This is a genomic window from Lactiplantibacillus plantarum (assembly GCF_014131735.1).
GTDB lineage: Bacteria > Bacillota > Bacilli > Lactobacillales > Lactobacillaceae > Lactiplantibacillus > Lactiplantibacillus plantarum.
Window position 1 is genome coordinate 1,661,450 of record NZ_CP039121.1, and the last position, 12,209, is coordinate 1,673,658.

A 12,209-nucleotide genomic window follows, 5' to 3' on the forward strand; every position below is an offset into this window, starting at 1 on the left:
TTTAACACTGATAGTCACTAGTATCAGTGTTTCAAAACGGATATAATGTTATTTTAGAGCGCTTGATAAGAGTTGCTCGGAGATGAAAAAGGGACATTGGGGAGGAAGCGTTTATGCGTAAGAACAAAGCGGCAATTATCGTGATTGCACTTGCCGTGTTGTTAATGTGTAGTCCATTGTTATTAAATAATCATGCGTTACTGGGAGTAGATGGGTACTTTCAATATAACCGAATTTATGAAGCTGCCCTGCAACTGAAAAATCATAATTTTAGTTTTATTAATCTTTATTCATTCCAGCAGGCCGGTCGAGTTGTGAATAGTTTATATAGTCCATTAATTACCTATGTAGCTGGTGGGCTGTTGTTACTGGTCGGCAACTGGTTTAGATTTCAAATCTTAACTCTTTTTATCGTCTATTTTGTCAGTGGCTATGTGATGTATGCAGCTGGTCGCCGGTTAGGTTTTTCAAAACGGGTGTCAATCGCGTTAGGCGTCATCTTTTTGAGCTCTAACGTTGTTTATGGATTCATTTTTGGTGTTACATGGCGCTCAATTGCTTTTGGATTACTACCTTTATTGGTGGGGCCAATTCTTGATTTATATGCCGGTGATTGGCAACTATTATCTATGTTGAAATTGGGTGTATTCATTGGTTTGCTGGCCCAATTTCAGATTTTAACGGTCGCGTTAGTATTACCGTTATTGGTGCCATTTTTTATACGTGGTTTATGGCATTCCAAGTTTAATTTGAATGGGCTGTTAAACTTTTTTGCCGGTGTCTTATTAGCCTTGTTGCTCAGTCTTAATACGCTGTTGCCATTACTGGAAGTCTATCGTGGCAACACGCTAATTTCACCAGTTGCGATGGATTTAGTACCGAATGCCAGTTTGATTTTGCAGCCAATCTACAATGGGGTGGCTTCTAATAGTGATATTGTCTTAACAATGATTGCTTATGCGATGCTCACAGGATTGATTGTTTTCTGGACCCGGTTAGGTGCGTTCACCAAATTATTTTCTTGTGTCGCGCTAGTTTATATTCTTATTGGAACCGGGCTATTTCCGTGGGACTCGATTCAAAAGTCGATGCCTTACTTGCAATCGTTTTTACAAATGCCACGACGAATTTCTTTGGTTGGGACACCATTCATGATGCTAGCAACGGTTATGATTTATCAGGATGTTGCAGCTAGTCAAAAAAGCGCAGCCCTGCATAAGGGAATTGTGATTGCTGGAACTTTTTTAAGCCTTTTGTCGTTACTTTTATGTACGCAAAAGGTTGCTCAGAATGTTCATTATACGATTATTGATACAACTCCGTTAGCAGCAGGATTGCAGACGGCAGACGATAATGTCCATTCTAATTTGAAGTATATTAAGCAATTACAACCGGCCTTTCATACACGACATATTAATCAGCTAATTGAGCAAGTTGATCGCACGACGCCGGATTACATTCCGGTGACGCAGAAAATTGAAACCCATAGCAATGTCTATCGTGCATACCGGCGTAACTTTTCAGTGCAACAGTCCAAGTTCAAACATCAAGTCATTCATAATGGCATTCAGTTGACTTGGAATGCGAAGCACACTAAAATGCGTGCCTTGCCTGTAGTTGCTTATCGACGTACGGTGCTAACTTTGAACGGTCACCGGGTTACCTCTGAACAAATTAAGCATCATTGGATAGGTAACTTGAGTCTAAAACAGCGACGTGGTAAGAATGTGCTAACGGTAAGATATGAAGCTAGTCGCGTCACAACATTAGGAACGAAGCTTGCTTTGATCGCATGGGTTGGTGTATTAGTGGCTGGGCCACTGCTTGTCAAACGTGCACGTCGATTTTTAGTGGCTTAATCAATATATTTGTTTAAAGCACGGCCGGATACCAATCTGGCCGTGTTTTTTGGCTGTTGAGATCGTAACGAAACCTAGTTGCTCGGCTTTAAATAGCGCTTTCATTTATGGTATGCTTATCTAAAGACAAATTAAAGGCAGGTTAGTTAAATTGGCAAAGACACTATATATGATGCGGCATGGTGAAACACTTTTTAATCGGCTGAAGAAGATTCAGGGGGCGTGTGACTCGCCGCTAACCCCCAAAGGAATTGCGGATGCCCAACGCGTGGGTGCGTATTTTCAGGCGCAAGGGATTACGTTTGATCATGCGTACAGCTCAACGCAGGAACGAGCTAGTGACACGTTAGAATTAGTGACCAAGCAACCTTATGAGCGTTTAAAGGGTATCAAAGAGTGGAATTTTGGCGTTTTCGAAGGTGAGTCGGAAGTGTTAAATCCAAAACCGGACCCCGTGCGCCGCAGTCATGGTGACTTTTTCTGTCAGTACGGTGGCGAAAGTGATTTGCAGGTACAAGACCGCGTTGTCAAAACGTTGACGGCGGTGATGGCACGTCCGGATCATCATCAGGTGTTGGCGGTCAGTCACGGTGGGGCTAGCTTCATGTTTTTGCGGCAATGGCTTTCAATGGACGAAATTGAGTGGCAAGGCATCGTGTTACATAACTGTGCAGTCATCAAGTACCAGTATGACGCGGGCCGCTTCACATTTGAAAAAATCATTAATTTGGCTGCAACTGATAAAAATTAAAATTATGTCAACTAGATTTAAGTGCGTTGACAATCAGTCTGAGTTTAAGCATTAAAAAGCGCTCACGACTCGGATTCAGGCATGAAAGCGAGGTCGTGAACGCTGACGCATCAAGGGCGCCAAAAGGTCGTCATGGTTTGTTTAGTAGTCATATTATATTGAATGATTTCTGCAAGTAGCTTGTGATTGATTGGCGCATCGAAAGCAACTTGCCATAACATCTTGGTTGTTTTATCACCAGCAGCCGTGATCGCGTTCCGATAGCTATCCAAAGTATGTGATTCAAGTGCAATGTTCAGATGATCCTTGGCGGTACTGAACCCAATGATAAATGTGTTGTGGTCAGTAAACATCGGTTGATTCCAGGCGACCCGTGCCTTGAGTTGTGGAAAAGTCGTGTGTACCCAGTTGAGCAAGGTAATCAGTTGGGCGCGATGGGGTGTTGCACCCAGCTTTTCCAGATATGGTGTCAAAACAGCTAGGTCAGCGTCAAGGTACTCAGCCATTGGCATTCCTCCATTCATTGATGGCTTCAGTGTACCGGATACCCGCAGAGCTTGCAACCAAAAATAATCCCGTTCAATCAGGTGGCCCACACGGCTGATCGAACGGGATTATTTTTAATACCGCGCATTTGAGCCCACTACGATTCAGTGCACGGTTCGTTTTTATTAGTTCATTAGGTTCCAATGCCAGTAAGGATGGCGATCGACTCTATAAATGACAGCTGGATCAGCACTCCGAGGCCGCGGTTGTTTCACTGTGATCGTTAAGACTTGTGAATGACGCATAGACATCAGTTCCTTTCTTAATTAATATCTTTAGTTTACCCATTTGAAGCAGACTCAACTACTGCGTTTTCATAAGGCTAGCATAAGAATTTCTTAGAATTGTACTGGCGAGGGCCGGCACTACTTGGACAGTGGTTACGGTGTGGTTGCTTGAAGAAAGGCATAATCTGATGAGCGAACAAGCACCGGTAAATAACACTGATTAAGCTAGTGGCTCATTCGCTTCAAAAAAAGACCTGACGAGCGGTGTTTAAGCTGGATAACAAATGCGCATAACGGGCCTCGACTATATGGTTAGGCTAAGTATTGTGTTGGTTGTTCCCAACATGACTGGAGTTCATTAAAAAAATGACTGAGATGATCGCCATCAATGGTGGCATGATTGACCGTAATGCTTAGCGGCATGATTGTTTTGTCAGCGTCCTTCTTAAACTGGCCCGCCTGAAAAATTGGAAAGAAACTATCTAGTGGTTTGAATGGGAGGGGCGTGTAGCTACTAAAGTGGACTCCTGGAAGACAGCCGATATTAACCAGATTAGGTGTTTGTGGTGTTTTCGACATGGGCCCTGGAAGTGCACTAAATTCAGCTTGGTCTGCTAAATAGTGTTGATAGAACGTTTCAAAATCGGTGTCGTAAGTCGTCCATAAATTGGCCATTGTCCGGTCAGCGTGTAAGATCGTATAAGATGGATGTAACACGTCAAAGGTCACCAGTTGATCGTTCAAATAGCCGATGCGCATTTCGGGATGTGTGGTCAACAAGCGACTCACTAGGTATAGATATACCGCGTTGAATTTAACGTGGTGGGCTTTAGTCCAAGCTAGGGTGGCGGTAATATCCATATTTACCGTGAGACTAAAACCGCTGGGGGCTATCTTGGTGAAATAGTAAAAATAAGTTTGGCGCGGCCAGGCCGCAGGATTAATAGCAACGGCGTGCATGTTTGGTTTAGTGGTGGTCATTTAGTTTTCCTTCCAATCTTTAGGGCGCTGATTATAGCCATGGTCATCGAATGGTTGTAAATCGTGCAGCCATTTGGTTTTGAGTGCTTTGAGCGTGGCACGCATATTAGTGACATCGGTCGTTTCCTTTTGCCACAGAATTTGATATGAAAAGTCAGCGGCAGTTTGTTGATTCCAATCAGCCTGTAATGGGTTGGACCGGTAAAAGTTTTTATTGAGATTTAGTTGATAAAAGGCCCAGCGGTTGTGTAAATTGGGCACTGTGTCAATCCAAATTTTATGATTGCGTTCGTTGGTAATTTGAATGACGCCGTAATAAGTTGGGGCAAGTTTGTATTTTTGCTGTAAGCGATGTTTTTCGACTGGTTGCATGGTTCAGTCCTCCTTAGTAGTTGTGCGCCAGTATTGCCGGCCATCGACGGTACGCTTTAAGAAGCCGTAGTCGATCAGGTAACGGCGCAGCGTGGTGTAGTCAAAATAAATCGGTCGTAAATAGTGGTTGAGCTCGTCTTCATTGATTGGTCGGTTCATCGGAATTTCATCAATAATCCGCGTTAGAATGGTGACAATCGTCTTTTGCTTTTTGGGCCACCGCTTCAATTGTAGTGGGTCATGATCAAAGTTGAAGTACTGCTTCAATGTTTGGGTAACTTCGTCTTCAGTAATCGCAAAGCGGTCATCAATAATTCCGGGTTGTTCTGGCAGGACAATCAAATCATTAGGCGTCTGACCACTCTCAAAGACGGATTGATAGATGGCCAGGTACAATTTAGCTTGTTTGGCTTTTTCACGAAATGTAAATTTTTGATGTCGAATCGTGGCCGCCGCTAATTGAAATTGTTTAGCCAAGTCGGCATCCTTGATGCCAGTCGCAAAAGCAGTCAGTAAATTTTGCTGTTTAGTGGTTAAAGTATTGTAGCGACTCGCTAAGTGAATCAGTGGTGACTGGATACCACCATGGACGATCGTTAAGTGTTGTTCGATCGTGGCCGCCGCTGCAGTCGTTTCCCAACTAGCATCACAGTAATTACAATACCGGGCAGTGGCTGTTTGATGCCAGCCGCGTTTTAAATCATCAATCGTTAAACTAGTTAAGTCCATGAGGCTACCTCCAATGTTACTGATTATAAGACTGTTTACTGTATTTGTAAACACAATCGATGAATTAATGTTTACTAAAATAGTAAACTTACAATCATCTGATATGTTTACCGTTACAGTAAACGCTTAGGTTTGCCTTGACACCAAGATAGCTAGCGCTTACGCTTAACAACGCTGTTTAAACGTGAAAGGACGTGGGACAATGGAAACTTATCACCGTGCATTTGGTGTTTATGGGATTATTGGCGATGAGCATGCGTTGGTCGTTACTAAAAAGTTTGGTGGTCCCTATACGAATCGCTACGACTTACCAGGTGGCAGTTTGGCCGATGGTGAGCCCTTACTTGCCGCGATTCGCCGTGAGATTCAAGAAGAAACCGGGTTAATCCCGACTGAATTGACGCAATTGGGTATCACGAGTTTTCGGTATCCCTGGCAGTTCAAGCAGTGGCGGATGAACCAACATCTGGCGGTCTTTTACCGAGTGACCCGGACAACTGGGCAACTGGCTGAACATGTCGCTAACTTTGATGGTCAAGATTCGCATGGAGCATCACGGGTGCCGTTGCATGCGTTGACTGAAGCTAATGCGTCACCGTTGGTTTTAAAAGCAAAGGCAGTGTTGTTATCCGGGCGGTTTGACCCAAGCGATCAGACCTACCCGGACTGGACCGTGCTGGATCATCCGGTTTATTGACCTGAGCTAATCCCGGAATGGCGCCAAAAATTTCATTTCAAAAGCGAAAAATAGGTGAACACTAGGTTGGCAATGTGGCTGATCTAGTGGTCACCTATTTTTGATTCATGCGCACAACTAATGCGTTTAAGCGGGCGTGTGGCTTAGTCCTAATGTGACAAAAATGACGACGTTGATTGGTTAGTTAATCGTCGTTTCGCGTGGTGGGGGTTAAAAGTACCAAAATACTGGTGTGCGCCCGAGAAAACCAACATTTAAATGAATAGCGAGCTATAATTCAGTAACGTCTGAATGGTGATCTTTCCTAGGCAGGGTTACTTATCGTTTAAGGAGGGACGCAACGTGTCGACAGCTTATGAGAACGTTTGCCATCTTGAAAGAGAGGGGATTTAAATGGCCGATGCAATTTTAACCGTTAAACATCTGAATAAAAGTTACGGCCACCAGCCAGTTTTGCGTGACGTTAGTTTTGAATGCACCCAGGGACGGATCGTGGGCCTGGTGGGCGCGAATGGCGCTGGAAAAACGACAATTATGAAAGCAATTTTAGGGCTACTTAGCACGGATGGTGAGATTCAAATCGCAGGTGAATCGATGCAATTCGATCATCATCCCATCTTGGCGACGGTGGGGTCACTAATCGAGTATCCGAGTCTTTATCCGTATATGAGCGGTTGGGACAACTTGCGTTTGTTTGCGGACGGGCCCGACGCCCAAGCGCAATTGGTTGGTGGTGAATTTCTCAATACGTGGTTACTGCTAAGTCTAGTGCTGCTAATTGCTGCTCTTTTCAAGAGTTCTGGTGCGGCAGTCGCGGTCGGAATCATCGGATACTTTGTTCTGGGAATGGTTAATATTCCCATGATCGCACTCATTCGGAAGTATACGTGGCTCAAATGGAACCCACTCAACATGTTCAACTTTTCAGCCCAGTTGGGATTACCGACGCTGAGTAAAATTACCAAGCTCACGGATGTCCAGTTGTTTTGGGGCAATCTTGCATACATTATTTTATTCTTAGTGTTAGGCCTGCTATTCTTTCGGCGGCGGGAAGTTTGAACCGTTACCGTTTGAAGCACTGCCAGTAAGTACTAAAAATCGCGCGTCCAGAAATTTTATCTTGGACGCGCGATTTTGTTGGTTAATGATTGATCACTGCGTACTCTTAAAACCAGTTTACGCGTGCGGTGTCAGTTGTTCAACAAGCTCAGCATTGGGAGAAACGTACAATGTTTTCTGACCTTCATAGATCACAAAGCCAGGTTTGGCGCCATTGGGCTTGCGAATTCGGCGAACTTGGACGTAATCGACCGGAACGGTTGCTGAATCGCGGGCTTTTGAGAAGTATGCGGCGAGATTCGCGGCTTCTGTGAGCGTTTGGTCACTAGGATCATCTGAATGAATGATGACGTGTGAGCCTGGGATTTTTTGTGTATGCAGCCAATAGTCACTCTTACGGGCCGTTTTCAATGTTAACTGATCGTTTTGCCGGTTGTTTTTACCGACAAAGATCGGCGTCCCGTCACTCGCAGTAAATTCCTGGGGTTGACTCGGTTTACGTGAACTGCGTTGCTTTTTCTTAGTCTTGTGTTGCTTTAAGTAGCCTTGTTGCGTCAATTCTTCACGAATTTCGGTGATGTCAGCGGGACTAGCAAGCTCGATTTGGGTCTGGATATTGTCCAGATAATCAATTTCAGCTTGGGTCAAGCTGATCTGCTCACCAACGAAGCCAACGGCATTTTTTTGCTTCTGATAACGTGAAAAATACTTCTGCGCGTTCCGGGAAGGCGAGAGCTGATTAGATAGTTGAATCTTTAACGGCGCGTTATCGTGATAATAGTCTGGTAAAGTAATCTCAGTCATCCCACGTTTGACTTCATGTAGATAGGTCGTTAGGATTTCACCTTTTAACCGCAGCTCATCGGCCTGCTTGGTGTTAGCTAAGGTCTTTTCTAACTTTTTGAGCTTATTACGATTCTTCTTCAGATTATTTTTGACCACCCGAATTAGATTACCAGCTTGTTGTTGAACCCGTTCCCGTTGGGCCGCGTCTGCATAATAAAAATCAAGCAGACTGCTCAACGAGTCGAATTGGCGCGTGGCTTTGCCAAAATGGTCAAACGGTCCCGCGGCAAACATGGTCTTATGATTTGGTAAGGTGATCAACGTCGCCTGCGGCTGATCAAACTGTGCCAAAAAGGCCAGATAATGGTGATCAAGGTCGCCAGGCTGATGCAAGTCGGCAGCTAACTGTTGCGCGCTATCACGGCCGAATCCTTGATAATGCTGCTGCAATTGTTTTGCCAACACGTCTTCGTTGGGGTAATCCGTGACTAAGGTGTGAAAATCAGTATTCGGTGTAAATGGGTCTTGTTTGTCTTGCTTGGGGGGCTCGATGTAGGTCGCGCCTGGTAGAAGTAATCGGTAGCGATTCTGATCCGCACCGACATGCTTGATGACGTCAATGATCTTACCAGTCTGATTATCAACTAGGATCACGTTACTATGTCGCGCCATGATTTCGATAATCAACGTCAATGTCTCGGCATCACCGAGTTCGTTACGGGTCGTCACGGTCAGGTGCACAACCCGGTCGTTGGCGACCTGCGACACATCGGTCACGATGGCACCTTGTAAATATTTACGCATCATCATTGCGAAGTTCGTCGGCACGGCCGGATTAACGTAAGGGATTTGTGTTGTCTGAATCCGCGGGTACGTCGGGTCAGCCGATAGTAGAACTGGGTGATTCTTCCGGTTGGCACGAATGGTCAGAATCAACTCGTTTTGGTATGGCTGATTAATTTTTGAAATACGACCGCCAACTAGTGTTTGGCGTAATTCGGTGACCATGGCATGGGTAAATAAACCATCAAAGGACATGTGATCACTCGCTTTCTAAGATATTCGTTATCACTGTAAAAATACAGTTAACCGGGTACTAGTATACCGTTTTTGAACGGTTAAAAACAAGTTAGCGCCCCGCGCTGACGCATAAAGTTAGTTGCCACCGCTGCTAGTTGTCAAACAAGCAATTAGCGGATGACCGCTTTGAATCTAAAAATGTTATATGCAAAAACTACTTTAACGGTATTTTAAATAAAAAGTAGTCGTAATTACACACTCTATATTGTATAATACAAATGTATTCATTGTGTGTGCTGCTATTCGCATAAGTGATGGTTAAAGCGTGCTAATTACGATGGAATCACACTGGATCAGCCAGTTTACGCTGAAACGTGCTTGCGTCAGCGAAGCTCAGTTGAGTCTTTTTGCTTCTAAAAATTGGGACGTTTTTAATCATCAGGCGGGGTAAATCAAGTCACAATGGACCGATGTGAATTATTGTTGAGAGGAATGAACTGTCATGAAGTCAAGTTTAACGGCCTTAGCGGAAACCGCTAAGTTGCAAACTGCCATGTTGAAAAAAATTACTAAGGCCCAAGGAATCACCGTTGCGGAATGGCAACTACTGATCCAATTGGCGGCGGGGGCCAATACGCAAGAAAAATTGGCGACAGCTATGCAGCTTGATACATCTACATTAAGTCGGCAACTGGCTAGCCTAGTCAAGAAAGAACGTTTGAGTAAGGAAGCGATTGGTCGTGACCGCCGCCAACTCGTTTACACGGTCACGCCGGCAGGAACAGCGGCATTGACCAAGATTAATGCGGATTATCAACAGTTTGAAGCAGAAGTTTTTGACAAATGGCCACAAGATGAACAAAACCTTCTCCGGATTCTGCTCAATCGGTTAAACAAGTCAGTTAGCCGAATTCTCGAGCCATGACTTTCCAAACGGTCGAAGGTAGAGTATAACTTAGTTTTATGCTATGATATTTGTTATTATTTAAATGAGAAGTAGGTGTAAGTCATGAAGATTGCTGTTGTTACTGACAGCACGAGCTATTTGACACCGCAAGAGGTCGCGGACAACGATATTCATGTCGTGCCGATTCCGGTTATTATAGATGGAAAAGTGTATCAAGAAGGTGTCGACATTAAAACGGCCGACTTTTACGCAAATATGAAATCATTTAAGTCGTTCCCAAGTACGTCCCAACCACCCGTGGGGGAAATGGTGGCATTCTATAACCGCTTGGGAGAACAAGGTTATGATGCAGTCATCAGTATTCATCTTGCTAGCACGATTTCCGGTTTTTATAATAGCTTGATGAACATGCGAGATATGGTCGATAATATCAAACTTTATCCGTATGACTCCCAGATTACGGTCCGTCTGATGGGCTATTTGGCAATTGAAGCCGCGCGGATGGCTAAAGCTGGTCACAGTGTTGAAGAAATCCTGGCACGCCTAGATGATCTGCGGGCCTCGATGGGCGAATACTTTATCGTGGATGATTTGCAAAATCTGGTCCGGGGTGGTCGGTTATCGAATGCGTCAGCCTTCATTGGAAGCGTGTTACGGATCAAGCCACTGTTGACTTTTGATGATCAGAACCATGAAATCGTCGCCTTTGAGAAAGTTCGCTCAACTAAGAAAGCTTTAGCGCGAGTTGAGCACCTCTTTGCTGAAGCACAGTCAAAAGTCGACTATCCGCTGCGAGCAATTATCGTTCAGGGGAATAATTTGGCTGCCGCTGAAGATTGGAAACAAAAGTTACAACAAATTTATCCAGACATGCCGATCGATATCACGTACTTTGGTCCAGTGATTGGGGCCCATTTAGGTGACAAGTCATTAGCGTTAGCCTGGTTGAAGGACATTGATAAGGCCTACTAAAATGAAAATTATTTTTTCAGCATCACCAGCCAATCGGGCAGCGGCCTACGCGTTACGTCAGGCTGTATTTGTTGAAGAGCGTGGAATCAGTGCTGACGTTGAATTTGACGTCAAGGATACTGAACAGCGTGAATACGCTGTTCTATATTTACAGCCTGATTTACCAATTACAACGTTACGCTTAGAACCACAAGCTGACCACGTGATGCGATTTGGTCGAGTCTGCACTCGGAAGGCCTATCGCGGTCATGGTTGGGGTCGTCAATTATTGACAGCGGCTGAGGAGTGGGCCACGCAACGTGGTTTTACTCATGGCGAGATTCATGGTGAACTCACTGCCCAGCGCTTTTACGAACTGTGTGGTTATCGAGTTACGGCCGGCCCGTATGATGAAGATGGGGCCCCCGTTGTGATTATGCATAAGCAATTATTATGATTCAACTCGTAGCGTTGGCATTTTGCCAGCGCTTTTTTAGGGTTTTGCCGTTGACTAACGGGGACAAAAAACGGAAAATGGACTAAATTAAACAAGTAGTGGAGGAGTGGCGCAATGATTCAAAAAACGAGGGCCGAACTTAAAACCGAAATTAAGCAACTCTTTAAGGGGCGTTGGAAAGATGCCATCTTATTATGTATTATTATTAGCTTATTAACGATTTTCGGGGTGATGGCCAATTATTCAGATCGCGTGTCGTCGGGCAGTTCCACGACTGACGACACGGCTTTTAAGCAGTTGGGGACCCTGACTGGTTCTGATATATCGTTGATTTTAGCTGTAATAGCTGGGTTTTTACTGGTTCAAGTTGGTGTCTGGCTGGTCGTTCAAATCTTTCGGATTGGGACGAGTTATGCGATGTTGGACTGGGTCCGACAACCAGAACGCCAGATCCATCCGGTCAGTGACTCAACGGTCGGGTTCACGAAACGTTATGGGTGGGCACTGGTCGGTCTGATTATTTATAAAACTGTGCTTATCTTCCTATGGAGCCTGCTATTGGTGGTTCCGGGTATTATTAAGGCGTACGCTTATTCACAGACTTTTTATGCGTATAAGGACTTGTTAGCTGCAACACCTGCTGGTCAAGCACGGCCACGCTATCGTGATGCGGTCACCCGTAGCCGGCAGTTGATGCACGGGCACAAGTGGCAGTTATTCGTGTTGCATTTAAGCTTTTTGGGCTGGGAACTTCTCAGTATCTTAACGGCTGGAATCGGCCAGTTATGGTTGGTACCATATATTTATGGTGTACTTGCCAACTATTATGATAATTTACAAGCAATTAATTAATGAACGTCGATATTA

General features: G+C 44.7%; 13 protein-coding genes. 8 read left to right on the top strand and 5 right to left on the bottom strand.

Going from position 1 to position 12,209, the window contains the following annotated elements:
• Positions 1-113: 113 nt before the first annotated feature.
• Entirely contained in the window at positions 114-1,859 is a 1,746-nt protein-coding gene (locus E5260_RS07685; protein ID WP_003640513.1) for a hypothetical protein, read from the top strand.
• A gap of 151 nt (positions 1,860-2,010) precedes the next feature.
• Positions 2,011-2,610, top strand: a complete 600-nt coding sequence (locus E5260_RS07690; protein ID WP_025015631.1) for a histidine phosphatase family protein — start codon at positions 2,011-2,013, stop codon at positions 2,608-2,610.
• 110 nt (positions 2,611-2,720) lie between these two features.
• Here E5260_RS07690 and E5260_RS07695 read toward each other — a convergent pair whose 3' ends face one another.
• The 4 genes from E5260_RS07695 to E5260_RS07710 all read right to left on the bottom strand — a co-directional run bounded on the left by E5260_RS07695 (position 2,721) and on the right by E5260_RS07710 (position 5,465).
• On the bottom strand, positions 2,721-3,116 hold the full coding sequence (locus E5260_RS07695; RefSeq protein WP_024002789.1) for an iron chaperone: 396 nt from the start codon (positions 3,114-3,116) through the stop codon (positions 2,721-2,723).
• 579 nt (positions 3,117-3,695) lie between these two features.
• Positions 3,696-4,364 (bottom strand): chloramphenicol acetyltransferase, encoded by a 669-nt coding sequence (locus tag E5260_RS07700; protein ID WP_003640516.1) that lies wholly within the window; start codon positions 4,362-4,364, stop codon positions 3,696-3,698.
• Positions 4,365-4,736 carry a GIY-YIG nuclease family protein gene (locus tag E5260_RS07705; protein ID WP_003640517.1) on the bottom strand — a complete coding sequence of 124 codons (372 nt, stop codon included), beginning with the start codon at positions 4,734-4,736 and terminating at the stop codon, positions 4,365-4,367.
• A 3-nt stretch (positions 4,737-4,739) separates the two neighbouring features.
• Positions 4,740-5,465, bottom strand: coding sequence for a DUF2087 domain-containing protein (locus tag E5260_RS07710; RefSeq protein WP_003640518.1), 726 nt, complete (start codon positions 5,463-5,465; stop codon positions 4,740-4,742).
• Positions 5,466-5,667: 202 nt separating this feature from the next.
• Here E5260_RS07710 and E5260_RS07715 point away from each other — a divergent pair, with 202 nt between their 5' ends.
• Both E5260_RS07715 and E5260_RS15500 read left to right on the top strand, forming a co-directional pair.
• The gene (locus E5260_RS07715; protein WP_003640519.1) at positions 5,668-6,162 is read left to right on the top strand and encodes an NUDIX hydrolase; all 495 of its coding nucleotides are present in this window, start codon (positions 5,668-5,670) and stop codon (positions 6,160-6,162) included.
• Positions 6,163-6,555: 393 nt separating this feature from the next.
• Entirely contained in the window at positions 6,556-7,221 is a 666-nt protein-coding gene (locus E5260_RS15500; protein ID WP_003640520.1) for an ATP-binding cassette domain-containing protein, read from the top strand.
• A 117-nt stretch (positions 7,222-7,338) separates the two neighbouring features.
• Here E5260_RS15500 and E5260_RS07730 read toward each other — a convergent pair whose 3' ends face one another.
• Positions 7,339-9,045 carry an NFACT RNA binding domain-containing protein gene (locus tag E5260_RS07730; protein ID WP_003640521.1) on the bottom strand — a complete coding sequence of 569 codons (1,707 nt, stop codon included), beginning with the start codon at positions 9,043-9,045 and terminating at the stop codon, positions 7,339-7,341.
• Between the two features lie 484 nt (positions 9,046-9,529).
• On the opposite strand from E5260_RS07730, the gene E5260_RS07735 reads away from it, so the two are divergent.
• The 4 genes from E5260_RS07735 to E5260_RS07750 all read left to right on the top strand — a co-directional run bounded on the left by E5260_RS07735 (position 9,530) and on the right by E5260_RS07750 (position 12,194).
• Complete coding sequence (locus tag E5260_RS07735) at positions 9,530-9,952, top strand: MarR family winged helix-turn-helix transcriptional regulator (protein ID WP_003640522.1); 423 nt, start codon at positions 9,530-9,532, stop codon at positions 9,950-9,952.
• Positions 9,953-10,036: 84 nt separating this feature from the next.
• A complete protein-coding gene (locus tag E5260_RS07740) occupies positions 10,037-10,906 on the top strand; it encodes a DegV family protein (protein ID WP_003640523.1) in 870 nt (289 codons plus the stop codon).
• Between the two features lies 1 nt (position 10,907).
• Positions 10,908-11,342 carry a GNAT family N-acetyltransferase gene (locus E5260_RS07745; protein ID WP_003640524.1) on the top strand — a complete coding sequence of 145 codons (435 nt, stop codon included), beginning with the start codon at positions 10,908-10,910 and terminating at the stop codon, positions 11,340-11,342.
• Between the two features lie 114 nt (positions 11,343-11,456).
• Positions 11,457-12,194 (top strand): DUF975 family protein, encoded by a 738-nt coding sequence (locus E5260_RS07750; protein WP_003640525.1) that lies wholly within the window; start codon positions 11,457-11,459, stop codon positions 12,192-12,194.
• Positions 12,195-12,209: the final 15 nt, after the last annotated feature.

Bases quoted from the DNA above. Each gene is read 5' to 3' on its own strand.
- E5260_RS07685 (WP_003640513.1), top strand. From the start codon at position 114: ATGCGTAAGAACAAAGCGGCAATTATCGTGATTGCACTTGCCGTGTTG.
- E5260_RS07695 (WP_024002789.1), bottom strand. From the start codon at position 3,116: ATGGCTGAGTACCTTGACGCTGACCTAGCTGTTTTGACACCATATCTG.
- E5260_RS07700 (WP_003640516.1), bottom strand. From the start codon at position 4,364: ATGACCACCACTAAACCAAACATGCACGCCGTTGCTATTAATCCTGCG.
- E5260_RS07705 (WP_003640517.1), bottom strand. From the start codon at position 4,736: ATGCAACCAGTCGAAAAACATCGCTTACAGCAAAAATACAAACTTGCC.
- E5260_RS07710 (WP_003640518.1), bottom strand. From the start codon at position 5,465: ATGGACTTAACTAGTTTAACGATTGATGATTTAAAACGCGGCTGGCAT.
- E5260_RS07715 (WP_003640519.1), top strand. From the start codon at position 5,668: ATGGAAACTTATCACCGTGCATTTGGTGTTTATGGGATTATTGGCGAT.
- E5260_RS15500 (WP_003640520.1), top strand. From the start codon at position 6,556: ATGGCCGATGCAATTTTAACCGTTAAACATCTGAATAAAAGTTACGGC.
- E5260_RS07730 (WP_003640521.1), bottom strand. From the start codon at position 9,045: ATGTCCTTTGATGGTTTATTTACCCATGCCATGGTCACCGAATTACGC.
- E5260_RS07735 (WP_003640522.1), top strand. From the start codon at position 9,530: ATGAAGTCAAGTTTAACGGCCTTAGCGGAAACCGCTAAGTTGCAAACT.
- E5260_RS07740 (WP_003640523.1), top strand. From the start codon at position 10,037: ATGAAGATTGCTGTTGTTACTGACAGCACGAGCTATTTGACACCGCAA.
- E5260_RS07745 (WP_003640524.1), top strand. From the start codon at position 10,908: ATGAAAATTATTTTTTCAGCATCACCAGCCAATCGGGCAGCGGCCTAC.
- E5260_RS07750 (WP_003640525.1), top strand. From the start codon at position 11,457: ATGATTCAAAAAACGAGGGCCGAACTTAAAACCGAAATTAAGCAACTC.